The organism is Shewanella sp. BF02_Schw (assembly GCF_014596695.2).
Taxonomy (GTDB): Bacteria; Pseudomonadota; Gammaproteobacteria; order Enterobacterales; family Shewanellaceae; genus Shewanella.
The window spans coordinates 476,020-501,953 of sequence record NZ_JABKAW020000003.1 but is presented as its reverse complement, the minus strand read 5'-3'; the positions used below and the strand labels follow the sequence as shown (position 1 = coordinate 501,953).

Sequence of the window (25,934 nt, the reverse complement as noted above, 5' to 3'; positions counted from 1 at the left end):
CCCATTACACTAGTGTGCATTTGATTTAAAAACGTTAAACTAATGCTATGCAATTGTGGTTTAAATTGATGTTGTTGTTATTTGTCGTGCTGTTTAGTGCTTTTTACTGGCGCAGAATATGTAATTTATGATTGTATGTTCGCGTTGTGTGTAATGAGCTTTAACTACAAACAACAAAAGTAGAGGTGCGTTGCATAAAAGTCATGTTGAATTGGGTGATGCCAATAATTCGACATAAAAGGGTGCAATGCCGAAATAAATGGGGTTATCAGCCGCATTTGTTGGGGCAGTTCTCGAAAGGGACTGCACTGTCATAGTCTTTTTATCGACTTGATAAAAAGAATGATATTCATATTAAATGGATATTACTGTGGAGTGCTACTAGTTAAGTTAACGCATACACTTCCTGTGTATGTTTAGCCTTATTTCTAGTTTTTCTCCATTCGTATCCAACGAAGAAATAATTAAATTATGATAATAAGTTATGCCGATTCGGCACTTTCTGTTTTGCCACCACTTGTGGCTATTACTCTGGCTATTTTAACTCGTAAAGTATTGCTATCTTTAGGGGTTGGCATTGTTTTCGGCGCCTTATTACTAACCGATTTCTCATTGGTTGGCAGTGGCGAATATATCTTAAATACAGCCAGCCAGTTAGTTTGGAAAGACGCCGGACTGAACAGTTGGAATGTGTACATTTTAGGCTTTTTGATTGTGCTGGGTATGATCACAGCATTGATCACTGTCAGTGGCTCTGCACGTGCTTTTGCTGATTGGGCTAAATTGCGTATTCGCAATAAACGTGATGCCAAGTTAATGACCATGTTTTTAGGCTGTGTAGTGTTTATTGATGATTACTTTAATAGTTTAGTCGTCGGCTCGATTTCACGTCCAATCACAGATCGCTACCATATTTCGCGTGCCAAATTAGCTTATATTCTTGATTCCACCGCTGCGCCGGTGTGTGTTATTTCTCCCGTATCTAGCTGGGGTGCATACATTATCGCCTTAATTGGCGGTATTTTAACGGCTCATGGATTTACAGATTCTGGTCATTTGAGCGTCTTTATTCAAATGATCCCAATGAACTTTTATGCCATTTTTTCGTTATTATTATTACTGTGTGTTGCAACGTTTAGCTTAGATGTTGGCCCAATGCGCCAGCATGAATTAAACGCACTGCGGGGTAACTTGTTTGATGAGTCAAAAGGCCAACCCCCTGGCGCTGTTACAGATTTACCTGAAGCCGATACCGGTAAAGTGATGGGCTTATTTTTACCTATCGCGGTATTGGTGTTTGCGACAGTGTATTTTATGGTTTCAAGTGGCGCCGATGTGTTAGCAGCAAAAGGCTTACCGTTTAATGTACTTGGGGCATTTGAGAATACCGATGTTAGCTCGTCACTATTTTTTGGCTCTGTAGTTGGTCTTATTGCGACGCTCATTCTTGCTATTCAGCAAAAAGTTGACTTGTCTATGTTACTCAAAGGCATGTCGGTTGGCGCGCGCTCGATGTTGCCAGCCATTTACATATTACTTTTTGCATGGACAATTTCGAGTGTGATTGGACAGCTTGAAACCGGTAAGTACATGGCAAGTTTAGCCACTGACAATATTCCGTTTGCGATGTTACCTGCAGTGTTATTCCTATTAGCGGGTATTACCGCATTTGCGACAGGAACAAGTTGGGGCACGTTTGGGATTATGTTGCCTATTGCAGCAGATATGGCTATGGGAAGTGATAGTACTATGATGTTGCCAATGTTGGCCGCAGTATTGTCTGGTGCGGTATTTGGCGATCATTGTTCGCCCATTTCTGACACCACTATATTGTCGTCAACCGGTGCCAGTTGTCATCATATTGATCACGTGGTTACTCAACTGCCGTATGCCTTAATTGCCGCTTTCATCAGTTTAGTCGGTTACACCGTATTAGGTTTTACTGGCTCATTAATCGCAGGGTTAGTTTGCTGTAGCGTGTTGTTTGTCATCAGCATTGTGATATTACACTTTTGGGCTAAGAAGTAATTTTTTGAACTAAGCCCTACTGTATGTAGGTAGATGTCCAATTTAAGCTGTAATAAAAATGCCGTATTCGTTATGAATACGGCATTTTTATTTGTTATTACGATGTTGGAAAAGGTAATATGAACGACATTCACTAGCTAAACATTAGGACGCTTCATTTTGGCGCAACTGTACTTTTATTATTCGGCGATGAATGCCGGTAAATCAACATCATTACTGCAGTCTTCTTATAATTATCGTGAGCGCGGTATGCACACTTTAGTGATGACGGCATCGATAGACAATCGTTATGGTGTCGGCAAAGTGTCATCACGTATCGGCATCGAAACCGAAGCGCAGGTGTTCGGTAGCACTGATAATTTAATTGAGTTAATTTCGACGTCGAATGATGAGCAAAAAATTCATTGCGTATTGATTGATGAAAGTCAGTTTTTAAGTAAAGAACAAGTTAGACAGATTACTCATGTTGTTGATAATCTTGATATTCCAGTATTGTGCTATGGTCTTCGCAATGATTTTCAAGGCGAACTATTTCCAGGCAGCCAATATTTATTAGCCTGGGCTGACAAGTTGGTTGAGCTTAAAACTATCTGTCATTGTGGCCGTAAAGCTAACATGGTCGTGCGTCTTGATCATGACGGTAAACCGATGCGCGAAGGCGAGCAGGTTGCCATTGGCGGTAATGAAAGTTACGAGTCGGTTTGTCGAAAGCATTTTCGTGAGTTTTTGTGGGATTAAGTCAAACCCAACTTAACTGAATAAAAAAGCCGCTTCAAGTTAATTGATGCGGCTTTTTTGCGTGTCACTATTTATTAAAAATCGGCTTCTGCGAAATCGACAATATCTGCACTACTCGATTCAATTTGTTTGCGTAAGCTGCGGGTTTGGCTGCCCCAATAGCTCATAAAGAATTGTGCGGTTTTAAGTTTAGCTTGGTAAAAACCCGTCTCTTCAGTACCCGCTTCTAATGCGGCTAATGACGTTACAGCAACGCGAGTCCACATCCATGCTAGTGCGGTAATTCCAAACAACTGCATATAGGCCATTGACGCTGCACCAATAAGATCAGGATTCTTACTGGCTGACTGCACAATAAAACCGGTCGCTTTTTCAAGATCGCCTGCGGCATCCATTAAGCCTGCAAGATAAGGTTTCATTGCGTCATTAGCCGCGTTTTGCTGAATTAATTCCTTCACCATACCTGACCACAAAGTTAATGCTGCACCTTTGTCGGCAAGTAATTTACGGCCGACTAAATCGAGTGCTTGTACCCCATTTGTGCCCTCGTAAATCATTGCAATACGGATATCACGCACAAACTGCTCCATACCCCATTCATTAATATAACCATGGCCGCCATAGACTTGCTGGGCATCGACACAAGCTTTAAAGCCTTGGTCGGTGACAAAGCCTTTAACAATCGGTGTAAATAACGCAGCAAGTGCATTAGCTTGTTTGGCTTTTTCTGGATCGGTATGACGTTCTACTTGGTCAAGCCACAGCGCTTGTTGACCCATTAGCGCACGTGTACCTTCGTTGAACGACTTTTGTGATAACAACATACGACGCACGTCGCCATGGACTAATAATGAGTCTGCAGCTTGCTCTGGCTGCTTAACACCACTTAATGCACGGCCTTGAATACGCTCTTTGGCATAAACGAGAGCATTTTGATAAGCAATATCTGATACGCCTAAACCTTGAATACCGACACCTAAACGTGCTTGGTTCATCATGGTAAACATGGCTTTTAAACCTTGATGTGCTGCACCAACAAGTTCACCTATTGCGCCGTCAAAATGCATCACACATGTTGAGTTACCATGAATGCCCATTTTATGCTCAAGACCTGTTGCGCTAAGCTTGTTAGCTTCGCCTAAGCTACCATCGGCATTCACTAAAAACTTAGGTACAGCAAATAATGAAATACCTTTAACACCGTCCGGTGCATCTGGTAAACGCGCTAATACTAAATGAATGATGTTGTCGGCTAAGTCGTGATCGCCAGACGAAATGAAAATTTTCTCACCGCTAATAGCAAACAGTTCATCACCAGCAGGAACCGCTTTAGTGCGCAGTAAGGCTAAATCTGTACCCGCATGAGACTCTGTTAAGTTCATGGTGCCGGTCCATTCACCACTGACCAGTTTGGCTAAATATTTTTGCTTTAGCGCATCGCTGCCGTGAACGTGAATCGCTGAATAAGCGCCATGGGTTAAGCCTGGATACATGGCAAACGCCATATTAGTGGCTGTTTTCATTTCGGTTGCAAATGTACCGATAACTTCGGGTAAACCTTGGCCACCAAATTCAGGATCGCAAGTTAATGTTGCCCAACCATCTTGTACGTATTGTTTATAAGCTTGCTTGAACCCTGTAGGGGTAATGACCTTACCATCAACCAGTTTACAACCTTCTAAGTCTCCACTGGCATTGAGTGGCAACATGATGTCAGTGCTGAAATCGGCAACACCTTGTAAAATCGCATCAGTTAGCTCAGCATCTAACTCATCAAAACCACGTAAATCAGTTTGTTGATAGACATTAAGCAGTTCAGATAGAATGAATTGATAATCGCGAAGAGGAGCTTGGTAAATTGGCATAAGATCATTCCTTGGTTATGTTGTATTTTAGTTGGGTCTCGGCAACAAAATGTAGTTAGTTACTGGTCCAATCAGATAGTTGATTTATCTAACCATACCCAATTTCGAGTAAAAACTCAGTATTATTTTTACGTAAACGTAAACTTAATTTTATACGTTTAATGTACCGATTTATTTACTCTGAAATATGCGTATTGTTAGCCTCTTTATTAATACCGTAATCACCTATAGAAAGTTCAGTACTGATGAACCATTTTTTTTGCTCTGCAAACGAATACAGAATCGTTTTTGTCCGGTCTATGAGTTATCTACAAAAATTATCTATCCAAAATTATCTATCAAAAGAATACGCCATCAAAAAGGGGCTAGTGATGAAATTAGTTTGGTTTGGAATAAGTATATTGGCATTGTTCTTTTTGTCTTTCATGCCGTTACACATAGCTGATGCGGCGTCGAAGATGGAAGAATCCGTTGCTCCTAACTTTGAGTTAACTCATGCTGATGGTCAGCCATTTAATCTACATGACTACGCGGGAAAACCAGTCATTTTGCATTTTTGGGCTACATGGTGTCCATATTGTAAAAAACTTCAACCCGGCTTAGAAAAGCTGCGGCTTAAATATCAACATACAGACTTACAAATGATTGGTATTAGTTTTAAAGAAGATGTCGGCGCAACTCCCGGACAAAGCTTGCTAGAACGAGGGGTAAAGATGAAAACGTTGGTTTTAGGAGATGAGGTTGCTAAGTTGTATGGCGTAAGAGGCACACCGACAACAGTATTTATTGACCGCACTGGCCATATTGCGTGGGTGACAAATACATCTAATCCTGACGATCCTAATTTAGAAAAAGCGCTGCAGTTTTTAGTAGACTGATCATTATGTTACTCAGTACTGATATTTCAGTCGAAATGACTTAAGCGGTTAATGCTGCTTACTTAACGTATATTTCAAAATAAGCGGCCCTATTAGGGTCGTTAGGGCGATAATCATAACTAATATTGCAAACTCTTTAGCTGGTATCACCCCAAGTTGACGGCCCATTTCCGCGAAAACTAGCCCAACCTCTCCACGAGGTACCATCGCGGCACCAATGATACATTTTTCTTGCCAGTTCTGACCTGCTATTAAACCTGCCACGAACTTACTTAATACAGCAATAAACGCTAACCATCCTAGAATGACTAAACCTGTAAAACTTGAATCTAGCTGGCTGAGATCGAGGCTAATTCCGACATAAACAAAAAATATCGGGCTGAATATTTGCACCAGCGGGCGAGAGGACAGTTCTAGTTTATAAGTGTAAGGAAAGGGATTTTTCAAAAATTTATTTAATGGCGAAGTAAACTGCCGCGATATACCCATGCCAACTGCAAACCCACCTAATATTGCTGGTGTGCCAAACCAGTGTGCCAGCCACGCAAACATGCTAATCAGTGACATTACCACAAACACTTCATAACCCGGGATATTCGTTTTGGGACGTAACCAGCGGGTAAAATAAATGATAGCTCTAACAAGTGGGGGGCTGAAAACGATAAATTGGTTATCGTGATAAACAACATCAGTGTTGAGCTTAATGCCAATTCACCTGAGGAAGCAAAATGAAACAACAAACTAAGCAGTATCACTCCGACAATATCATCAATTACCGCGGCTCCAAGAATAATATGTCCAGCTGAACTTTGGGTCTGTTTGTATAGTGTTAACACGCGCATTGATATACCAATGCTGGTGGCGGTGAGGGCACAACCAAAAAATAAGGCTGTAAAAGGTGCTAGGGACAACCAATAAAGACTGGCAAGTCCTGTTGTTAATATGGGTAAAGCAATCCCTAATAATGCGACCCGAACAGCTTGACCTCCTGCATTGACGAGCCGTTTAATTGAGGTTTCGCACCCAATATCAAAAAGTAATAGGATAACCCCAAGTTCTGCGATAATAGCTAATGTGCTATTCGGTTCTACCCAATTGAGAATTGATGGCCCCAGTAATATCCCTGCAATAACTTCACCCACCACGCTTGGACACCCAAGTTGGTCGCTCAGTTCACCGAGTATTCTACCTACCACTAGAATAAAGAATAATGACATTACAAAACTATCTATTGTCATTTTGTCTGCCTTAGTTTGCGCTATATCCCTTGATTCGATTTGATCTCAGAAAGTTGATTACGATCAACTTACTGATTAATTATTAAACACAAACGTACTCTATTGACTAAACTAATGATAGCTAATAAGACATGATTTACTGTGTTTTAACGGAAAAAATATTTAGTTGGAACTTTCAATTATTTACTATTTGAGCTAGGTGAGTTGGTTATTTGGACGACTGTTTTTAACGGTGACATTTGCCTATAAAGCTCAGCTGATGGGGTTTTTAGTTCAAGTCCCCAGCAATGAAGATTGTTATATAGCACAACTAATCAGGACATCACTATTTCAGTAGCTGTACATCAAAAAATTGGCAGACTTAAGGAGAAGGAAATGGATAAGGTGTTTATTATCGCGCAAATGGAACAAGCACACACCGATGCGATAGCGAGCGGTTTGCTGTTAGCTAAGCAATTGAACAAAAATGCGGAAGTTTTTGCTTATTCTTATGCTTATTTTAGTGGTCCTGAAAGTTATAACCCTCGTTTAGTCAGCGTTGCTCAAAAGCAGTTAATGGATCAACGAGAAGCTGAATTAAAGCAGCATCTCGTGGATCTTAAAGGTGAAGATATTCCGGTACACATGGTGTGGAGCAAATATTTATTTGAACATGCCTGTCATCATTCTATTCGTCATGGATTTGACCTTATGGTGAAGGCTGTACATCATGCAGACCATTATTTATCCACTGACTGGCAGTTGATACGCCATACTCGGATCCCGTTATTATTATTAACCAGTAATCCACTCACTAAAGGCAACGCAACGTTGATGGCTGTCGATCTTGCTACTCATGATCCTATTAAACAACAGCTCAATAGCGTTGTAGTGGCATATGGTAAGCAACTTGCAGAAGCTACAGGGACCAAATTACATTTAGCGTTTGTGCTTAGGGTACCCAAAATATTACGAGATATGGATTTGATTGATACCCATGCTCTTGTTAAAAAGGCATATAAAGATCATCAAAAACAGATTGCTCAATTTAATATGGATCCCGAATGTATCCACATTATTGCTGGTGAGCCTGAGCTGTGCTTGTTTGAGCTAGCCTGCAGATTGAAGAGTGAATATTTTGTGATTGGTGCTCGGCAACGAGAAGGATTATTAGGACGGATTATAGGTAATACTGCTGAGTTAGTTTTAGAGCGGATGCGCAGTAACGTATTGATTATTCCAGCAGATGATCAATTGCTTGCGCCTTTAACCTGGTAGTTTTTCTGCAAATTAACGGTCACATCAAGGAACCGTTAGGTATTTTTAGTTAGTTGTCATTTTAAAAAATACAAAAAAGCCCGCATTACTGAGTATATCCAGAGTGGCGGGCTTTGTTATATTAACCATTTAAGATTAATTAAAAAGTCATTTCTGGCACATGGTCTGGTACCACTAACTTACCAGCTGTTTTTGTGACGATTTCTTCAACAGACACGCCAGGGGCACGTTCAAGTAAATGGAAAGCGCCATCTTTAATTTCCATAAAGGCCAAATCTGTCATTACGCGTTTAATGCAACCATAGCCCGTCAATGGCAGTTCGCATTTTGACAATAACTTTGAGTTGCCGTATTTGTCTGCATGCATCATGGTGACAATAATGTTGTCAGCACCAGCCACTAAGTCCATTGCGCCGCCCATGCCTTTAATCAGCTTGCCTGGGATCATCCATGAGGCGATAGAGCCGTTAACATCAACTTCGAAAGCGCCTAATACGGTTAGGTCTACGTGGCCGCCACGTATCATCGCAAAGCTCTCTGCCGATGAAAAGAATGACGCCCCAGCAACTGCGGTAACTGTTTGTTTGCCGGCGTTGATGAGATCAGCGTCTATGGTTTCTTCGGTTGGAAACTCGCCCATGCCGAGTAGACCGTTTTCAGATTGCAGCATCACTTGCATGCCTTGTGGAATATAGTTAGCCACAAGAGTAGGGATACCAATACCTAAATTAACGTAAAAACCGTCTTGTAATTCTTTTGCTACGCGCTGGGCGAGTTGTTCTCTGGTCAGTGCCATGGTGTTGTCTCCCTTATTTCGCAGCTTTGACGGTACGTTGTTCGATACGTTTCTCAAAGCTGGCTTTGATAATGCGATCAACATAAATACCTGGTGTATGAATGTGGTCTGGATCTAACTCACCCGGTTCAACAATTTCTTCAGCCTCAACCACGGTAATTTTACCTGCGGTGGCCATCATTGGATTGAAGTTAGCGGCGGTTTTTCGAAATACCAAATTACCCATGGTGTCGGCTTTCCATGCACGAACTAAAGCAAAGTCTGCCGTCAATGATTCTTCTAATACGTAGTGACGACCTTTAATTTCGCGCGTTTCTTTACCGTCAGCAATCGGCGTGCCGTAACCTGTTGCGGTGAAAAATGCCGGAATACCCGCACCACCAGCACGAATTTTTTCAGCCAATGTGCCTTGTGGCGTGAGTATCACATTAAGCTCACCAGACAACATTTGTTGTTCAAAGGTGGCATTTTCGCCAACATAAGAGGCTATCATGGTTGAAATTTGATGTTGTTTAAGTAACAAGCCTAAACCAAAATCATCAACACCAGCGTTGTTTGAAATAGCAGTTAAGCCTTTAACACCCAATTTAACCATGTGGTTTATTAAGCCTTCAGGAATACCACACAAACCAAACCCGCCGACCATAATGGTCATGTCGTCATTCAGTCCTGCCAGTGCTTCTTCATAGCTGTGGACGACTTTATTGAATCCTGCCATCTTGTTGTCCTTATCGTTATATTGATATCAACGGTTAGCGGTATGCTACGTTAACCATTTTTAGTATATGTGATTACGTTCTGATTGCATTTGCCACTTTAGACCCATTGCTTCGGCCTAATGCGCGACTTATGTTGTCGCCAGCAAATGCAAGCTTAGCTAAGTCAATGCCGGTATCTATTCCCATGCCATGGATCATGTAGACCAGATCTTCAGTGGCGATATTACCGGAAGCGCCTTTTGCATATGGGCAACCACCAAGACCGGCGACTGATGCATCAAACACGCTGACACCAGTGTCGAGACAGGCCAGAATATTGGCTAATGCTTGACCGTATGTGTCATGAAAATGCAAGGCTAACTTATCAACCGGAACCACTTTGGCGACAGCTTCAACCATTTGCCGCGCTTTATTGGGAGTGCCAACACCGATGGTGTCGCCTAATGAGATTTCGTAACACCCCATTTTATAAAGGATCTCAGATACTCTCGCGACTTCACTCACTGCAATGTCGCCTTCGTACGGACAACCCAGCACACAAGACACGTAGCCACGCACTGCAATCCCATGTTTTTTGGCGGCTTCCATTAACGGAATAAAGCGCTCGATTGACTCATTGATTGAGCAATTAATGTTTTTTTGACTGAAACTTTCTGATGCCGCGCCAAAAATAGCCACTTCATCCGCACCTGCAGCAAGGGCTAATTCAAAGCCTTTTAGGTTAGGCGTTAATGCACTGTAAACTACACCAGCTTGTCGTTTGAGTTGCTGCAATACAGCATCAGAATCGGCCATTTGTGGCACCCACTTAGGTGACACAAAGCTGCCTGCTTCAATACGCTTAATACCTGCATCACCAAGTTGAGTGATTAGCGTGAGTTTGTCTGCAGTGGTCACCGGCACTTCGTTTTGTAAACCGTCACGCGCGCCGACCTCAAAAATGCTCACTTTAGTCGGTAACATTTACGCTTCCTCGATGTTAGCTTCAGAGGCTAATGGTTCAACGTTTAATAGTTGTGCACCGTCACTGACAAGCTCACCGCTTTGGAAATAAAACTCACTCACCACGCCATCAAACGGCGCTTCGATGGTGTATTCCATTTTCATGGCTTCCATCACTAATAAGCCTTGGCCCGCTTTGACTTGTTCGCCCACTTCCACTAAATGAGTCACAACAGTGCCATTCATTGGTGCTTTAAGCTTATCAGCATGGTTAATCACTTCTTCAATCACTTGAGCCAATATGGCTTTAAAGTGATAACTGCCAGATGGTAAAAATAGCGTAAAGTCATCGCCTTGATGGCTAACAGGAATTTTGCTCTTATGGCCATTAATTTCGGCTAAGAGTAAGTCAGCTTTCAGCTCACCCGCTAACGTCAATACTTGGTCGTGTAAACACAATTGATATTGCTCGCCAACGGCGGTAAGCAACAAGTCATGCTGTTGCACTTCGGCGGATACGTCAGTTAATAACGACACACGATGCACGCTTGAACTGTTTAGTCTAAAGCCGCTCACTAGGCCCCAAGGTGAATACGGATCAGCACTGTTAATGGCCAGCGCTTTTGCCGCTTGCTTACGTGACAATACCTGAAAAAGTCCTGCTAGTGCTAACGCAGTATCTGCTTCAATAGCTGCGTCACCAATTAAGGTGTCGCCATAACGCTCAATAAAGTCAGTACAGAAGTCTGCCGCAGCAAAGGCTGGGTGTTCAGCAATGTTGGCTAAAAACTCGATGTTATGTTTAAGGCCACTGATTTGGTATGACTCAAGTGCGTGTACTAAACGTTGTAGTGCGCGAGGGCGCGACTCATCCCATACAATCAGCTTGGCGATCATCGGGTCATAAAAGTTACTGATGACATCGTTTTCACGAATACCAGAATCGATACGCACGTGACGATTTTGTTCTGGTTCACGTAAAAAATTGAGCTTGCCACTGGCCGGTAGAAATTCGTTTTGCGGATCTTCAGCGTAAATTCGCACTTCAAATGAGTGACCATGAATACGCACTTCATCTTGGCGCAGCGGTAATTCAGCACCACTGGCGACCAGTAATTGCCATTTGACTAAGTCTTGGCCTGTGACCATTTCAGTAACAGGATGCTCCACTTGCAAACGGGTATTCATTTCCATGAAGTAGAAGCTGTTATCAGTATCCAGTAAAAATTCAACGGTACCCGCACCAACATAATCAATGGCTTTGGCGGCTGCAACGGCTGCGTTCCCCATCTGAGCTCGTAGTTCGTCTGACAAACCTGGAGCAGGTGCTTCTTCAACCACTTTTTGATGGCGACGTTGAATAGAGCAGTCACGATCCGATAAATAAATCGCATTGCCATGAGTGTCGGCAAATACTTGTACTTCAACATGACGTGGTTGACGTAAGTAGCGTTCCATTAACAGTTTGTCATTGCCAAATGACGAGCTGGCTTCACGGCGTGCTGATTTAACCGCTTCAAGGGTTTCGCCTTCGTTTTCTACGATACGCATCCCTTTACCGCCACCACCATAGGCCGCTTTAATCAGTAACGGGAAGCCAACAGCTTTGGCTTCTGTTATTAACGTGGCATCCGTTTGATCGTCGCCATGATAACCCGGCACTAAGGGCACATTGGCTTTTGACATGATTTTTTTGGCGGCACTTTTGCTGCCCATCGAATCGATAGCATCACTGCCAGGGCCGATAAAGGCGATACCATTTTGCTCACATTTACGAGCAAACTCAGCATTTTCAGACAAAAAACCATAACCAGGGTGAATGGCTTCCGCGCCCGATTTTTTAGCTATCTCGATAATTAAATCAGCTTTTAAATATGAGTCCGCTGGGGCGCTGCCACCTAGATAAAACGATTCATCTGCCATGGCTACATGGCGGGCATCTTTGTCTGCATCGGAATAAAGGGCTATGGTGCGAACACCCATGGTTTGAGCCGTTTTAATAATACGGCAAGCAATTTCACCACGGTTAGCAATCAGTAATTTGGTAAACATTATTGGGCTCCTTGTGGATCAGATTTAGCGGTTTGCCATGTTGGCGTACGTTTTTCAAAGAAAGCATTAAGGCCTTCTTGACCTTCATCTGATACACGAATCCGAGCAATTTGCTCGCTGGTAAAATTGAGCGTAGCGTCGTCAATCACGCCGTTTTCTAAATGCGATACGAGATTTTTTGCCCATGCCATGCCCTGAGGACTGTTGGCATTAAATGCGGTGATAAAAGGGACCGCCGCTGCATCTAAGTCGTCGTTAACTTCATGAATGACTTGATGGGTTAAGGCAACATCAGCACTAAAGCGTTCAGCGGTCAGCATAAAGCGACGCGATTGGCGATTACCCATAGCACGAACCACATACGGACTTATCACAGCAGGGATAAGCCCCAGCTTGACTTCGCTTAAGCAAAAGCTTGAACGGGTGTTGGCAATGGCAATATCGCAACAACAAATTAGTCCTAAAGCGCCACCAAAGGCCGCGCCTTGTACTAAGGCAATAGTGGGTTTTGGAAACTTGTCTAACACGTGCATCAGCTTGGCAAGCTCATGGGCATCAGTCAGATTTTGTTCAAAGTCCATTTTTGCTTGTTTGCGCATCCAATTGAGGTCGGCGCCAGCACTGAAGTTTTTACCATTAGCACGCAAAATCAACATATTGCATTGATTGTTACTGGCAAAGCTTTCGATAGCCTGGATCATCTCGCTAATCATCACTTCATCAAAGGCATTATGCACTTCAACGCGGTTTAAAATGAGCTCTGCCACCCCTTTGTCTAGACGGCATTCAATGAACTTATATTGGTTTGATAACATTATTTATTACTCCTTATTAGCTGAATTAACCGCACAATTACATGCGGAACACCCCAAAGCGGGTGTCTTCAATAGGAGCATTTAATGCTGCCGATAAGGCTAAGCCGACCACATCACGCGTTTGTGCAGGGTCGATAATGCCATCATCCCAAAGTCGGGCACTGGCATGATACGGATGACCTTCTTTTTCGTATTGTTCAACAATTGGTTTACGGAAGGCTTGCTCGTCTTCTGCCGACCATTCAACGCCTTTACGCGCTAAACCATCGCGGCGCACTGTGGCTAATACACCAGCAGCTTGTTCGCCACCCATTACCGAAATACGGGCGTTTGGCCACATCCACATCATGGTCGGTTCAAATGCGCGACCACACATGCCGTAGTTACCCGCGCCATAACTGCCACCGATAATCACGGTAAATTTAGGCACGTTAGCGCAAGACACTGCGGTCACCATTTTGGCACCATGTTTAGCAATGCCTTCGTGTTCGTACTTTTTACCCACCATAAAGCCGGTAATATTTTGCAGGAATAACAGCGGAATTTTACGTTGGCAACACAGTTCAATGAAGTGAGCGCCTTTTTGCGCCGATTCAGAAAATAAAATGCCATTATTGGCTACAATACCGACAGGATAACCATGAATACGGGCAAAACCACACACTAGGGTTGCACCATAGTTAGCTTTAAATTCGTCAAAGTCAGAGTCATCAACCACACGGGCAATGACTTCTTTTACATCAAACGGCTTTTTAAGATCAGTACCAACAATGCCGTACAATTCATGGATATCGAATTGTGGTGGTTTGACTGGACTTAATAAGCTTTTGATTTCTTTTTGATGATTAAGTCGCAGTACTGCACGGCGAGCGAGTTCAAGCGCGTGGTCGTCATTTTGCGCTAAATGATCGGCAACACCCGATATTTTAGTATGAACTTCTGCGCCGCCAAGCTCTTCTGCGCTGACTTCTTCACCGGTAGCCGCTTTCACTAATGGAGGCCCGGCTAAAAAGATGGTGCCTTGATCTTTAACAATAATAGACTCATCGGCCATTGCAGGAACATAAGCACCGCCTGCGGTACACAAGCCCATGACGACAGCAATTTGCGGAATACCTTTGGCTGACATTTGTGCTTGGTTATAAAAAATTCTGCCGAAATGATCGCGATCTGGAAATACTTCATCTTGGCGAGGTAAATTCGCGCCACCAGAATCGACTAAGTAGATGCACGGTAAGTGACAACGGCTGGCGATGTCTTGCGCGCGTAAATGCTTTTTAACGGTAATCGGGTAGTAAGTGCCGCCTTTGACCGTGGCATCGTTGGCGATAATCATGCACTCAATACCACTGACACGACCGATACCAGCAATAACGCCTGCCGCTGGGACTTCTTCGTCATAGACTTCGTAAGCGGCAAATTGCGATATTTCTAAGAAAGGTGAACCTGGATCGAGCAGCTTTTCAACGCGCTGGCGCGGCAATAACTTACCACGAGATAAATGGCGTTCTAAGGCAACAGGGCCGCCGCCTTGTTCGATTTTTTTTAGTTTTTGTTGAAGATCATCGACCAATAACGCCATGCTGTCTGACTTGGCTTTAAATTCGTCACTGCGAGGATTGATACGGCTGCTCAGTTGCGTCATTTCTATATCCTTAATGAAGCAAAAAATAAGGGGGGCTTGATTAAGGCGACATAGCACGCTTGATATGTCGCCTTCGTACTGCAAAAACTGGTTATTTTGACTCGTTAAACAATTCGCGACCAATTAACATGCGGCGAATTTCAGAGGTGCCTGCACCAATTTCGTAAAGCTTAGCATCACGTAATAAACGACCTGTTGCGTACTCGTTGACATAGCCATTGCCGCCCAGTAATTGAATGGCATCTAAGGCCATTTTAGTGGCAAGCTCAGCGCTGTATAAAATCGCACCAGCGGCGTCTTTACGGGTAGTTTCACCGCGGTCACATGATTTAGCCACACTGTAAACATAAGCGCGTGCAGCATTCATACCCGTGTACATATCGGCTAATTTACCTTGTACCAATTGGAATTGACCAATCGATTTGCCAAATTGTTCACGCTCATGAATGTATGGCACTACGATGTCCATGCAAGCAGACATAATGCCTAATGGGCCACCAGACAACACTACTCGTTCGTAATCAAGGCCGCTCATAAGCACTTTTACGCCATTATTGAGGCCGCCTAAGATGTTTTCTTCTGGCACTTCACAGTCTTCAAATACAAGTTCACAGGTGTTTGAACCGCGCATACCTAACTTGTCGAGTTTTTGGGCTTGGCTAAACCCTTTAGATCCTCGTTCAACGATAAATGCGGTAATACCATGTGCACCTTTTTCTAGGTCAGTCTTGGCGTAAATAACATAGGTATGGGCATCTGGACCGTTAGTGATCCACATTTTATTGCCGTTAAGGATGTAGCGGTCACCTTCTTTGCGAGCATGCAGTTTCATTGACACTACATCTGAACCGGCATTGGGTTCGCTCATGGCAAGTGCACCAATGTGCTCGCCACTGACGAGTTTAGGTAAGTATTTGGCTTTTTGAGCGTCATTACCATTACGATTAATTTGGTTCACACATAAGTTTGAGTGGGCGCCATAACTTAACCCTATAGATGCTGAAGCACGGGAAATTTCTTCCATTGCCACCACGTGCGCAAGGTAGCCCATGTTAGCGCCGCCATATTGCTCATCAACGGTTACGCCTAATAGCCCCATATCACCAAGTACTGGCCATAATTGATTAGGGAACTCATTGTCGATATCGACTTGGGCGGCCATAGGTGCAATTTCGTTGGCGGCAAAACCGCGAACGGCGTCGCGTAACATGTCAACATCTTCACCTAAACCGAAGTTTAAGCTGGTATATAAATCGCTCATTTGCATGTGTCCTGTTGAATTTTTATTATCGTCTGGCAAAACATTTGCTGCCAACGCTTTTTTTGCACGTTTTTGGCAGTTGGATAAAACTTGTTTGGCTTAATTGAGTTAGCTATTTTTTTATTGAGTTTTATTTGGCTTTTTTAGCCGAGTTGTCGGCTAGTGCTGCTTTGCACTGTTGTTCGGCTGAATTAAGTTCCATTAACACCACTTTAATGTCGTCCATTTGCTGCTGTAGAGCTGATTTTTTTTCATTGACCAAATCCAGCATGGTATTGAGCTGTGTTGAGCTACTTTTATCAGCATCGTAAAGCTCAAATAATCGACGAGTTTCAGCTAACGAAAATCCAAGACGTTTACCGCGTAAAATAAGTTTTAAGCGCACTCTGTCTTTCAGGCTGTATATACGGGTTTGTCCGCGACGCTTAGGTTTAATCAAGCCTTGGTCTTCGTAAAAACGAATACTGCGGGTGGTGATATCAAATTCTTTTGATAAGTCACTGATTGAATATGTTGATTGAGGAATGTGGGTTGTGCTCATCATGTCACCAAAAGTGTTTCTTTTGATGCAAGATATATGAAGTTTACGTAAAGGTAAAGTTTGCTAGATGGTTTTCAGTTTAATGCGTGTTAATTTTGCTTGCCACTCAAACACTAATTATACATTAACATATTGTTATTTAGTGTATTTTATTATTGATAGTATTTGACCTGCACAAGTTAAACACTCGATTGAAACTAAAGGTTTTTTTGTTGGTTTTAGTGGTTGTTATCCCTTTGTCTAATAGGGGTATTTAATGAATTCTGCTCATAATCACTGTAATAAAAGTTGATTAACGGAGAACAATATGGCTGATGTAGGACTATCAATGCACGCACAATCGATAGCCGATCCCGAAGTGTTTTGGCAGCAAGCCGCTGAAGCTATTAGCTGGGATCTTGCGCCCCAAACTGTACTTGATGATAGCAATAAGCCTTTTTACCGTTGGTTTGCTGATGGCAAGATGAATACTTGTTTTAATGCCGTAGACCGCCACGTATTGGCGGGAAGAGGTGAGCAAACCGCTATTCATTATATTAGCCCTGTGACGCACAACGAATACTCAATTAGTTATCAATCTGTGTTGGCTCAGGTAAAACGCTTGGCTGGATTGATGGTGTCACTTGGTGTTGAAAAAGGCGACCGAGTGGTTATTTACATGCCAATGGTGCCAGAAACAGCTTATGCCATGCTGGCATGTGCACGGATTGGTGCGATTCATTCTGTGGTGTTTGGTGGTTTTGCTGCCAATGAGCTTTCTACGCGTATCAATGATGCGAAACCTAAGTTAATTCTGTCTGCTTCATGCGGCATTGAACCTTCTGGTGTCGTACCGTACAAACCTTTACTCGATGACGCATTATCTCAAGCGCAACATCAAGTAGATCATTGCATTATTTTAAATCGTACAGAATATCAAGCACAACTACAGTCACCAAGAGATCTGGATTGGTACAATTCACTGGTGGGTGCGCCTGACGCTGATTGCGTGTCGCTCGATGCGACCGATCCTTTATATGTTTTATATACCTCTGGTACCACTGGCCAACCTAAAGGTGTAGTACGTGATAATGGTGGCCATGCAGTCGCATTAGCATGGTCGATGAAACACATTTATGACATTGGGGTCGGTGATGTTTTTTGGGCTGCATCTGATGTGGGCTGGGTGGTAGGGCATTCATATATTGTTTATGGGCCATTGCTGGTGGGTGCGACGACCATAATGTACGAAGGTAAACCTATTGGTACCCCTGATGCGGGTGCATTTTGGCGTATTATCGAACAAAAAAATGTTCGTAGTTTTTTTACCGCACCTACAGCTATTCGGGCTATAAAACGAGAAGATCCAGAAGGCGAGTTTATTAAACAATTTGATTTAACTTGCCTTAAGCAAATGTATTTAGCGGGGGAGCGTTGCGATCCTGACACCTTAAACTGGAGTCAGCAGCAGTTAGGTAAACCAGTGATTGATCATTGGTGGCAAACTGAAACTGGTTGGCCTGTCGCGGCAAACTTGATGGGCACCGATCCGATAGAGATTAAAGCCGGATCGCCTGCGCGAGCAGTACCTGGATACCAAGTGGAGATTCTTGATGCGATGGGGCAACAAGTGGCTCCTAATGAAAGTGGTAATGTGGTGATAAAGCAACCTTTACCTCCAGGCACATTAACGACCTTGTGGCAAAATGATAAACGCTATATCGACAGTTACTTGTCTATGTATCCTGGTTATTACTTAACTGGAGATGCAGGTTATGTCGATGAAGATGGTTATTTATACATTATGAGCCGAATTGACGACATCATAAATGTTGCCGGACACCGTTTATCTACGGGTCGATTTGAAGAAGTTTTATGTCAGCATGAAGCGGTGGCCGAGGCTGCGGTAATTGGTGTGCAAGATAAACTAAAAGGCCAGGTGCCTCTTGGATTAGTAGTCCTTAAAAATGGCGTTACCTTGTCAGATGAAGCTCTTTATAAAGAGTTACTTGCCTTGGTACGTCATGAAATTGGCCCAGTGGCTTCATTTCGGCTGGTAAGTGCTGTGCAAAAGTTGCCTAAAACCCGCTCTGGAAAAATATTACGCGCCACAATGCGTAAAATTGCAGACAATCAAGAGTACACCATGCCAGCAACGATTGAAGACCCACAAACCTTAGATATTGTCCGGAATGCGTTGACTAAAATGGGTTATGCTAATGCACTAACTACTGAGATAACATGATGTTACTCTTCAATATTTAGCCATGCCAAATGATAAGGTGATTTTAAATCGAAACCATAAAAAACCAGTGTTTTTATGGTTTTTTCTATTGTGACACGATGTTATCTCCTAATAAACAGATTGGGCATACATTGTAAAAAACAGCGTTTCCGCGTTTTGTTACTGGTAATTTAGTTACAAGAATCGCTATAATTGCCACCCAAATGGATTCGCACTACGCGATTAATCTCTGTGACCTGTGGAAACATACACTATGAATAACCACACCCAACAATCTCACGTCGGCGTTATCGGCCTTGGTGTTATGGGCAAGAACCTCGCATTAAACATTGCTGACAACGGCTACCATGTTGCAGTTTTCGATTTAGATACTCCAAAAGTCAACGCTGCTGTGGCTCAAGAAGAAAGTGAGCGTAAAGCCGGTACGGCACCGCGCATGCAGTCATGTAATAATCTTACAGAAATGCTGGCTAAATTAGTTGAGCCTCGAGTTATTGTATTATCTGTGCCTGCTGGTGCGCCTGTTGACGGTGTATGTAAATCGTTAATTGAAGCTGGTATTGAAGCCAACGATATCGTTATTGATACGGGTAACAGCCTTTGGACCGACACGGTAGAACGCGAAGCACGTTATAAAGATCAGTTTGTTTTCTTTAGCTCTGCAGTGTCTGGTGGCGAAGTAGGTGCACGTTTTGGCCCATCTCTCATGCCTAGTGGTGATGAAAAGGCATGGCGTTATGTTGAGCCAATTTGGAAAGCTATTGCTGCTAAAGTGGATTCAGCAACGGGTTTACCGATAGAGCGTTTTGAGCCAGGCAATCCGGTAACCGAAGGTGAGCCGTGTACGACTTATATTGGTCCTGCTGGTTCTGGTCATTACGTTAAAATGGTTCATAACGGTATTGAATATGCTGATATGCAACTTATTTGCGAAGCGTATCAATTGCTCAGTGACGGCTTAGGCATGTCTGCTCATGACATTGGTGACGTGTTCAATGGTTGGAATAAAGGCATTCTTAACAGTTACCTTATGGGGATTAGTGCTGAAGTCTTACAACAAGACGATCCATTAACCGGTAAGCCATTAGTTGAAATGATTTTAGATAAAGCAGGCCAAAAAGGCACTGGTTTATGGACTGCAGTGAGCAGCTTGCAAATTGGTTGCCCTGCGCCAACGATTGCTGAAGCCGTTTATGCACGCGCTGTGAGCACTCAGAAAAACTTGCGTATGCAGTTAAGCTCGAAGTTAGCAGGACCTGCACCAGTCAGTTTTAGTGATGCTGAAAAAGTGGCATTTATTGCTAATCTTGAAGATGCATTATACTGCGCTAAAGTGTGCTGTTATGCGCAAGGTTTTCAGTTAATGGCGATGAATGCTAAAGAGCAGAATTGGTCTTTAGATTTTGCTGAAATTGCTAAAATTTGGCGAGCGGGTTGTATTATCCGTGCTACGTTCCTACAGTCAATTACTAAGGCTTATCAAGAAGATGCAAACCTTACGAACTTATTAATGGCTGACACTTTTAGTCAAACATTATCGCAAAAACACCTTAACTGGCGTAAAACGGTCGCAGCTTCTGTTATGCAGGGCATTCCTGCTCCATGTATTAGTTCGGCTATTGCCTATTACGACAGCTACCGCTGTGAGACATTACCCGCTAACTTGTTACAAGGTCAGCGCGACTTTTTCGGTTCACATACTTTTGAACGCACCGATAAACCCGCTGGTGAGAAATACCACTTAGACTGGAGTGCGAAGCAGCGTACTTTAGCTAAGGTGTAATTAGTCTTACATTATAAAAAGGCGCTTCATTGTAAAATGAAGCGTCTTTTTATTTAGCTAAGGAAAATTGTTAGGTTAACGAAAAGTACAATCCAATGCTAAATAAGACGCTAAAAATCATCGTCAATTTAGCTGTTTGCCCAAGGATAGGATTTAATGCTTCACCAGTATTATTATGAAATTCGCGACTCAGGTTACGTGCGATTACTAATGATACACCTGCTAATAATACGGGTAACCCATCGAGCGACCCGAGCAAGAATCCCGCGATAATGATACCAAATGGTAAGTAGACAAAACTTTGATATAGCACTTTTGCTTGTGCTTCACCAATTCTTACCGCAAGAGTATTTTTACCTGCTTTTGTGTCGGTAGAGATATCTCTAGTGTTATTGACCAGCATAATGGCAGCATTAAAAAAACCAATAGCACAGCCAAGTAACCATGCTGTCATGGTGGTGGTGCCTGCTTGTAAATAGTAACTGCCAACAACGGCCACTAAGCCGAAAAATACAAATGCAGCAATTTCGCCTAATCCATGTGATGCCAGTGGGTAGGGACCTCCGCTATAACATAACGCGCCTAATATAGAGGCTGTAGCAAGAATGGCTATTGGCCAGCCACCGTGAACGATTAGCAATGAACCTACTAACAATGATATGACTAGGCAACCAATCATGGCATTTCGTACAGATGACGGAGCAAGAATACCGCTTTGAGTGACTCTTATTGGACCGATCCGCTCTTCGGTGTCGATACCATTCTTAAAGTCAAAGTAGTCATTAGCGAGATTAACTGAAATTTGCAATAATACTGCACATAGCATTGAGGTAAAGGCGATGAGTAAGCTAAATTGTTCGAGCCCAATCGCTAGCATATTTCCGATTAATAATGGACCGATAGCCGCCGGTAACGTGCGAGGACGGATAGCCATAAACCATGATTGCATTGAGCTAGGTTGCATAATATTGTGAGACGCACTGTTGATTAGTCATGTCTAATAGCATACCAAATATTCAATTAAGCTGCAGATATGAATATTTGCGTTGCATCACTATTTCGTGATTTGTCACGAGATGACTTAAATTCAACAATTACCATAGAATAAGCTAGAAAACATCAGCTTAACTAAGGTAACCTTAACGTTAATCCAAGTTGTAGAGAAGGTGTTATGAGTCAGGTATTAAACGATTTATTGTCATTGTTGTCACTTGAGAAAATTGAGTTAGGTCTGTTTCGCGGCCAGAGTCAAGATTTAGGCTTCGGACACGTGTTTGGTGGCCAGGTGATGGGACAAGCGTTAAGTGCTGCAAAACAAACGGTTAGTGAAGACCGTCATGTACATTCTTTACATTCATACTTTTTACGTGCGGGTGATGAAAAATTACCGATTATTTACGATGTTGAAAATATGCGTGATGGAGGAAGTTTTAGTGCGCGTAGAGTGAAAGCGATTCAGAAAGGTCGACCTATTTTTTATATGACTTGTTCGTTCCAAACGGTTGAAGAAGGCTTTAATCATCAAGATGTCATGCCCGATGTGCCAGGACCTGAAGGTTTATTGAATCAGCAAGAACTTGCAGTGACTATGCGTGATAAAGTACCAGCGAAAATGCTCGAAAAATTTATGGCAGACTCTCCGATTGAAATGCGTTTAGTTAACCCGGTTCATCCTATCGCCCCTAACACAACAGAGGCAAAAGGGTATGTATGGCTACGTGCCAATGGGCAAGTACCATCGGACCACAGTATTCAAGAGTATTTACTCGCTTACGCATCGGATTTTAATTTTTTAGCCACAGCAACTCAGCCCCATGGTGTGTCTTTTTTAACTCCAGGTATGCGCATGGCCACTATTGATCATGCCATGTGGTTTCATCGCCCATTTAATATGGGAGAATGGCTCTTGTACTGTATTGATAGTCCCAATGCAGGCGGTGGACGTGGATTTGTGAAAGGGCAGTTTTTTGATCAGCAAGGACGTCTTGTGGCTTCTGCCACACAGGAAGGTTTAATCAGAATGACCAAGTAGGATGCTAACATGTTAATAATTAAGAAAGGGATACAATTCGCGGTTGTCACTTTGATTGCCATAATGCTCAATGGTTGTGTGACGATTGAGCCTGAAAAGCCAGTCATTGTAAATGGCTATGCAGGTTATGCAGAGAAAATTGCCTTGCCACAAGGGTGTAAAATTAACATTGCATTAATTGATTTTAATACTCCGGGTGCGATTATCTCTCAAAAAAACTTTGATATAGCCAGAGCACCCGTTCCATTTAAATTCACCTTACCTGCTGAGTTAGTCAAAAGCGGTGTTGATTACGGTGTTGTGGCAATGATCACTTATCAAGGTAATGCTATTTTTCAAACGTATGATAAGTTCCGTGTGATCAGTAACGGTCAATTTACCACTCAAGTGTTAATGAAACGCGTTAAATAGCCACTTCGTAATCTAGTTCACAAACTCTTATGCCCGTCATTGATCTATTTATTTGGCGGGTAATAATCTGTTTTCTACCCTAATGTGCTGTTTAGGTTGTTTATGACAGAGTTATCTCAGACTTATCGCTCGCATGCGCAAACTCGTTTAATTTGGGCTTTGTGCATCGCTTCTATGGTGATTTACATTAATTTGTACACAGTACAAGGCATGCTGCCGTCTATTGCGGAACATTTTGATGTGTCTGGCGCACAAGCTACTTTGGTGTTATCTGTTACCAGTTTTACCTTAGCTTTTTCATTGCTTTTTTATGCAGTTTTATCTGACAGGATAGGACGGTTGGCTCCTATTGTGGTGAGTTTATGGCTGCTCGCAGGGTCGAATATTTTATTAGTGTTTGCCCAAACATTCGATGACTTATTATGGGTGCGCTTACTGCAGGGCATTTTGTTGGCCGCTGTGCCCGCGATTTCGATGGCCTATTTTAAAGAACAATTAGCTCCCTCTTTTATGCTCAAAGCTGCTGCCGTATACATTATGGCCAACAGTATGGGCGGTATCGCAGGACGAATTTTTGGCGGATTAATGGCACAAAATTTGTCGTGGCAGTCGTCAATGGGGTTGGTGTTTTTGGTCACGTTAATGGGGGTGGCATTGGTAACGTATTTATTGCCGCGTAAAGAAATTAAATCCCCAGTAGTTAAGCAAAAAGTCTCTTTGCGACACAAGGTAAAGCAAGATATAGATGGCTTTATGTTCCATTTGTCTGACTCGCAGATGCGCCTAGCTTATGCCATTGGTGGCTTAGCATTTATGATGATGGTCAATCAGTTTAGCTTTATTCAATTGCATATTATGGCTGAACCATATGGTTTGAGTCGCTTTAATGCGACCTTGATTTTTCTCTGTTATTCAAGTGGCACATTTGCTTCTTATTTGTCGGCAAAATGGATTATGCGCTATGGCTCGATGCCATTATTTAGAGTGGCTTTATGCTTAATGGTTGCTGGCACGTTGTTGACTTTGGTGGATACATTGACTGCCATTGTGGTGGGTTTTCTGATCAGTGCTTGCGGATTTTTCTTAACTCACAGCTGTTGTAATTCGTTTGTTGCTATCCGTGCCACCAGTCATCGCGCTAAGGCAACGTCGCTCTATTTATGTTGCTATTATCTTGGCGCATCCCTGGGCGGACCTTATTTAATGATGTTTTGGCACGAAGCTGAATGGAATGGTGTGGTTGCGGGGTCTATGAGCCTTTTGGCGCTGCTTTTCGTGGCGGTCTGGCGTTTAGGGATACATCAACAACAGGTTATTGATGTTCCCGTACCCGATTAACTCTCGATAAATTGTTTACGGTCTAGTTCAAACTTACGCATTTTGTCGTACAAGGTTTTACGGGGTAATTCGAGTTGTTCCATGGTTAATTTGATGCTGCCTTTGTTGTGGCTTAATGCTTCTTCAATTAACATTCTCTCAAAGAACTCCACTCTTTGCTGAAGCGACATGCTGGTGTGCATAGTGGTGTGGTTATCTAAATTACCAGCAAAAGCGGCTTCTGCACCAAGTAACACATAACGCTCTGCTAAGTTGCGCAACTCGCGTACATTGCCTGGCCAGTCGTGAGAGGTTAGCACCATCGTTTGCTGGGGATTTAATGCTATGAGTGCTTTATGGTAACGAGCCGAAGCAATTCTGGCAAAATGTAAAAACAGCAATGGAATGTCCTCTCGGCGATCTCGTAGTGGAGGAATTACAATGGTCACTAGGTTAAGACGATACAATAAATCTTGTCTGAATTTCCCTTCTTCGCACAGTTGCTGCAAGTTTAATTTTGTTGCCGCAATAACCCTGATGTCCAAATTAATCGGCGTATTTGATCCTAATCGTTCGACTTTACGATCTTCCAATACACGCAATAATTTAACCTGTAAGGCCATAGGAGTGCTTTCTATTTCATCTAGCAGTAGCGTGCCACCATTAGCATATTCAAACTTACCGATGCGGCGTTTGTCTATGCCAGTGAAAGCGCCAGATTCTGCACCAAAGAGTTCACTTTCAATGAGATTTTCAGGGATTGCACCACAATTAATGGCGACAAAATTAGCTTTGTTACGATAACTATGGTCATGCAGATATCGGGCGACAAGCTCTTTACCTGCACCGGTTTCACCTTCAATCATGATATCTGCAGGTGTGTCGAGCACTTGGTCAATAAGATGGCGCATTTTCATCACACCAGGACTACTGCCTAAAATACGTGGACCAGGTGCTATATGCGATTCAAGTTCGCGTTTAAGTTTACGGTTTTCTAGTGTTAGCGCACGCTTATCTAACGCGCGTTTAGTCACATCGAGTATATGTTCGTTGTTAAATGGTTTTTCGATAAAGTCGTAAGCACCTTTCTTGAGAGCGTCTACCGCCATGGCGATGTCACCAAAACCCGTTAATAGTACTACAGGTAAGTCACTGTCTTGTTGTTTCAGTTGTTGCAATAAACTTAAGCCATCGAGTTGCGGCATATTGACATCAGAAATCACTATGCCTGGCCAGTTAGCGGTAATATGGCTGGAGATAGCTTGCGGATTCGTAATCGCCAACGCGTTGATATTCTCTAGTTTAAATAACTGCTGTAACACGATACCGATATGAGGTTCATCATCAACAATAATAACTTGATAATTATTGATGTCTTGAATTTGAGTCACG

Annotated in this window: 22 protein-coding genes and 1 riboswitch; of the genes, 9 read left to right on the top strand and 13 right to left on the bottom strand. The window is 42.9% G+C overall.

The features are described from left to right. Positions 1 to 172: 172 nt before the first annotated feature. Positions 173 to 389, top strand: a riboswitch (Lysine riboswitch). Between the two features lie 79 nt (positions 390 to 468). Together HNW13_RS14800 and HNW13_RS14795 are read left to right on the top strand one after the other, a co-directional pair. Then, positions 469 to 2,028: a Na+/H+ antiporter NhaC family protein gene (locus HNW13_RS14800; protein WP_182744757.1), complete on the top strand. Its 1,560-nt coding sequence runs from the start codon at positions 469 to 471 to the stop codon at positions 2,026 to 2,028. Positions 2,029 to 2,187: 159 nt separating this feature from the next. Next, entirely contained in the window at positions 2,188 to 2,766 is a 579-nt protein-coding gene (locus tag HNW13_RS14795; RefSeq protein WP_101086537.1) for a thymidine kinase, read from the top strand. 74 nt (positions 2,767 to 2,840) lie between these two features. Here the strand turns inward: HNW13_RS14795 and HNW13_RS14790 are convergent, their stop codons facing one another. Further along, the gene (locus HNW13_RS14790; RefSeq protein WP_192116301.1) at positions 2,841 to 4,631 is read right to left on the bottom strand and encodes an acyl-CoA dehydrogenase C-terminal domain-containing protein; all 1,791 of its coding nucleotides are present in this window, start codon (positions 4,629 to 4,631) and stop codon (positions 2,841 to 2,843) included. Positions 4,632 to 5,002: 371 nt separating this feature from the next. On the opposite strand from HNW13_RS14790, the gene HNW13_RS14785 reads away from it, so the two are divergent. Next, positions 5,003 to 5,509 carry a TlpA disulfide reductase family protein gene (locus HNW13_RS14785; protein ID WP_243756290.1) on the top strand — a complete coding sequence of 169 codons (507 nt, stop codon included), beginning with the start codon at positions 5,003 to 5,005 and terminating at the stop codon, positions 5,507 to 5,509. A gap of 48 nt (positions 5,510 to 5,557) precedes the next feature. Here the strand turns inward: HNW13_RS14785 and HNW13_RS23650 are convergent, their stop codons facing one another. Both HNW13_RS23650 and HNW13_RS23645 read right to left on the bottom strand, forming a co-directional pair. Further along, positions 5,558 to 6,082: a cation:proton antiporter gene (locus tag HNW13_RS23650; RefSeq protein ID WP_347813090.1), complete on the bottom strand. Its 525-nt coding sequence runs from the start codon at positions 6,080 to 6,082 to the stop codon at positions 5,558 to 5,560. Continuing rightward, entirely contained in the window at positions 6,076 to 6,747 is a 672-nt protein-coding gene (locus HNW13_RS23645) for a cation:proton antiporter (protein ID WP_347813089.1), read from the bottom strand. Before HNW13_RS23645 ends, HNW13_RS23650 begins: the two co-directional genes overlap by 7 nt. A 375-nt stretch (positions 6,748 to 7,122) precedes the next feature. Here HNW13_RS23645 and HNW13_RS14775 point away from each other — a divergent pair, with 375 nt between their 5' ends. Beyond that, complete coding sequence (locus tag HNW13_RS14775; RefSeq protein ID WP_101086540.1) at positions 7,123 to 8,004, top strand: universal stress protein; 882 nt, start codon at positions 7,123 to 7,125, stop codon at positions 8,002 to 8,004. A 139-nt stretch (positions 8,005 to 8,143) separates the two neighbouring features. On the opposite strand, the gene HNW13_RS14770 is transcribed toward HNW13_RS14775, so the two are convergent. From HNW13_RS14770 to HNW13_RS14735, 8 genes are all read right to left on the bottom strand, one after another. Beyond that, the gene (locus HNW13_RS14770; protein WP_182744745.1) at positions 8,144 to 8,800 is read right to left on the bottom strand and encodes a 3-oxoacid CoA-transferase subunit B; all 657 of its coding nucleotides are present in this window, start codon (positions 8,798 to 8,800) and stop codon (positions 8,144 to 8,146) included. Between the two features lie 13 nt (positions 8,801 to 8,813). Further along, complete coding sequence (locus HNW13_RS14765) at positions 8,814 to 9,518, bottom strand: CoA transferase subunit A (protein WP_192116302.1); 705 nt, start codon at positions 9,516 to 9,518, stop codon at positions 8,814 to 8,816. A gap of 73 nt (positions 9,519 to 9,591) precedes the next feature. Further along, entirely contained in the window at positions 9,592 to 10,482 is an 891-nt protein-coding gene (locus tag HNW13_RS14760) for a hydroxymethylglutaryl-CoA lyase (RefSeq protein ID WP_192116303.1), read from the bottom strand. Next, positions 10,483 to 12,513 (bottom strand): acetyl/propionyl/methylcrotonyl-CoA carboxylase subunit alpha, encoded by a 2,031-nt coding sequence (locus tag HNW13_RS14755; protein WP_192116304.1) that lies wholly within the window; start codon positions 12,511 to 12,513, stop codon positions 10,483 to 10,485. After that, positions 12,513 to 13,328 carry an enoyl-CoA hydratase-related protein gene (locus HNW13_RS14750; RefSeq protein ID WP_192116305.1) on the bottom strand — a complete coding sequence of 272 codons (816 nt, stop codon included), beginning with the start codon at positions 13,326 to 13,328 and terminating at the stop codon, positions 12,513 to 12,515. Before HNW13_RS14750 ends, HNW13_RS14755 begins: the two co-directional genes overlap by 1 nt. Positions 13,329 to 13,365: 37 nt before the next feature. Beyond that, positions 13,366 to 14,973 (bottom strand): carboxyl transferase domain-containing protein, encoded by a 1,608-nt coding sequence (locus HNW13_RS14745; protein WP_059744381.1) that lies wholly within the window; start codon positions 14,971 to 14,973, stop codon positions 13,366 to 13,368. Between the two features lie 91 nt (positions 14,974 to 15,064). Beyond that, on the bottom strand, positions 15,065 to 16,234 hold the full coding sequence (locus HNW13_RS14740) for an isovaleryl-CoA dehydrogenase (RefSeq protein ID WP_101086546.1): 1,170 nt from the start codon (positions 16,232 to 16,234) through the stop codon (positions 15,065 to 15,067). Positions 16,235 to 16,364: 130 nt separating this feature from the next. Beyond that, on the bottom strand, positions 16,365 to 16,775 hold the full coding sequence (locus HNW13_RS14735; protein ID WP_101086547.1) for a MerR family DNA-binding transcriptional regulator: 411 nt from the start codon (positions 16,773 to 16,775) through the stop codon (positions 16,365 to 16,367). A gap of 307 nt (positions 16,776 to 17,082) precedes the next feature. Here HNW13_RS14735 and HNW13_RS14730 point away from each other — a divergent pair, with 307 nt between their 5' ends. Together HNW13_RS14730 and gndA are read left to right on the top strand one after the other, a co-directional pair. Further along, positions 17,083 to 18,999: a propionyl-CoA synthetase gene (locus tag HNW13_RS14730; RefSeq protein WP_192116306.1), complete on the top strand. Its 1,917-nt coding sequence runs from the start codon at positions 17,083 to 17,085 to the stop codon at positions 18,997 to 18,999. Positions 19,000 to 19,252: 253 nt separating this feature from the next. After that, the gene (gene gndA / locus HNW13_RS14725; RefSeq protein ID WP_162023560.1) at positions 19,253 to 20,782 is read left to right on the top strand and encodes an NADP-dependent phosphogluconate dehydrogenase; all 1,530 of its coding nucleotides are present in this window, start codon (positions 19,253 to 19,255) and stop codon (positions 20,780 to 20,782) included. A 70-nt stretch (positions 20,783 to 20,852) separates the two neighbouring features. Here gndA and HNW13_RS14720 read toward each other — a convergent pair whose 3' ends face one another. Continuing rightward, positions 20,853 to 21,746 carry a 1,4-dihydroxy-2-naphthoate polyprenyltransferase gene (locus HNW13_RS14720; RefSeq protein ID WP_101086550.1) on the bottom strand — a complete coding sequence of 298 codons (894 nt, stop codon included), beginning with the start codon at positions 21,744 to 21,746 and terminating at the stop codon, positions 20,853 to 20,855. 207 nt (positions 21,747 to 21,953) lie between these two features. On the opposite strand from HNW13_RS14720, the gene tesB reads away from it, so the two are divergent. The 3 genes from tesB to HNW13_RS14705 all read left to right on the top strand — a co-directional run bounded on the left by tesB (position 21,954) and on the right by HNW13_RS14705 (position 24,563). Next, entirely contained in the window at positions 21,954 to 22,814 is an 861-nt protein-coding gene (tesB, locus tag HNW13_RS14715; RefSeq protein ID WP_011638171.1) for an acyl-CoA thioesterase II, read from the top strand. Between the two features lie 9 nt (positions 22,815 to 22,823). Next, entirely contained in the window at positions 22,824 to 23,225 is a 402-nt protein-coding gene (locus HNW13_RS14710) for a YbaY family lipoprotein (RefSeq protein ID WP_162023559.1), read from the top strand. Positions 23,226 to 23,327: 102 nt separating this feature from the next. Beyond that, on the top strand, positions 23,328 to 24,563 hold the full coding sequence (locus tag HNW13_RS14705; RefSeq protein WP_162023558.1) for an MFS transporter: 1,236 nt from the start codon (positions 23,328 to 23,330) through the stop codon (positions 24,561 to 24,563). Here HNW13_RS14705 and HNW13_RS14700 read toward each other — a convergent pair. Next, on the bottom strand, positions 24,560 to 25,933 hold the full coding sequence (locus tag HNW13_RS14700) for a sigma-54 dependent transcriptional regulator (RefSeq protein ID WP_101086553.1): 1,374 nt from the start codon (positions 25,931 to 25,933) through the stop codon (positions 24,560 to 24,562). The genes HNW13_RS14705 and HNW13_RS14700 overlap by 4 nt on opposite strands. Position 25,934 lies beyond the last annotated feature (1 nt).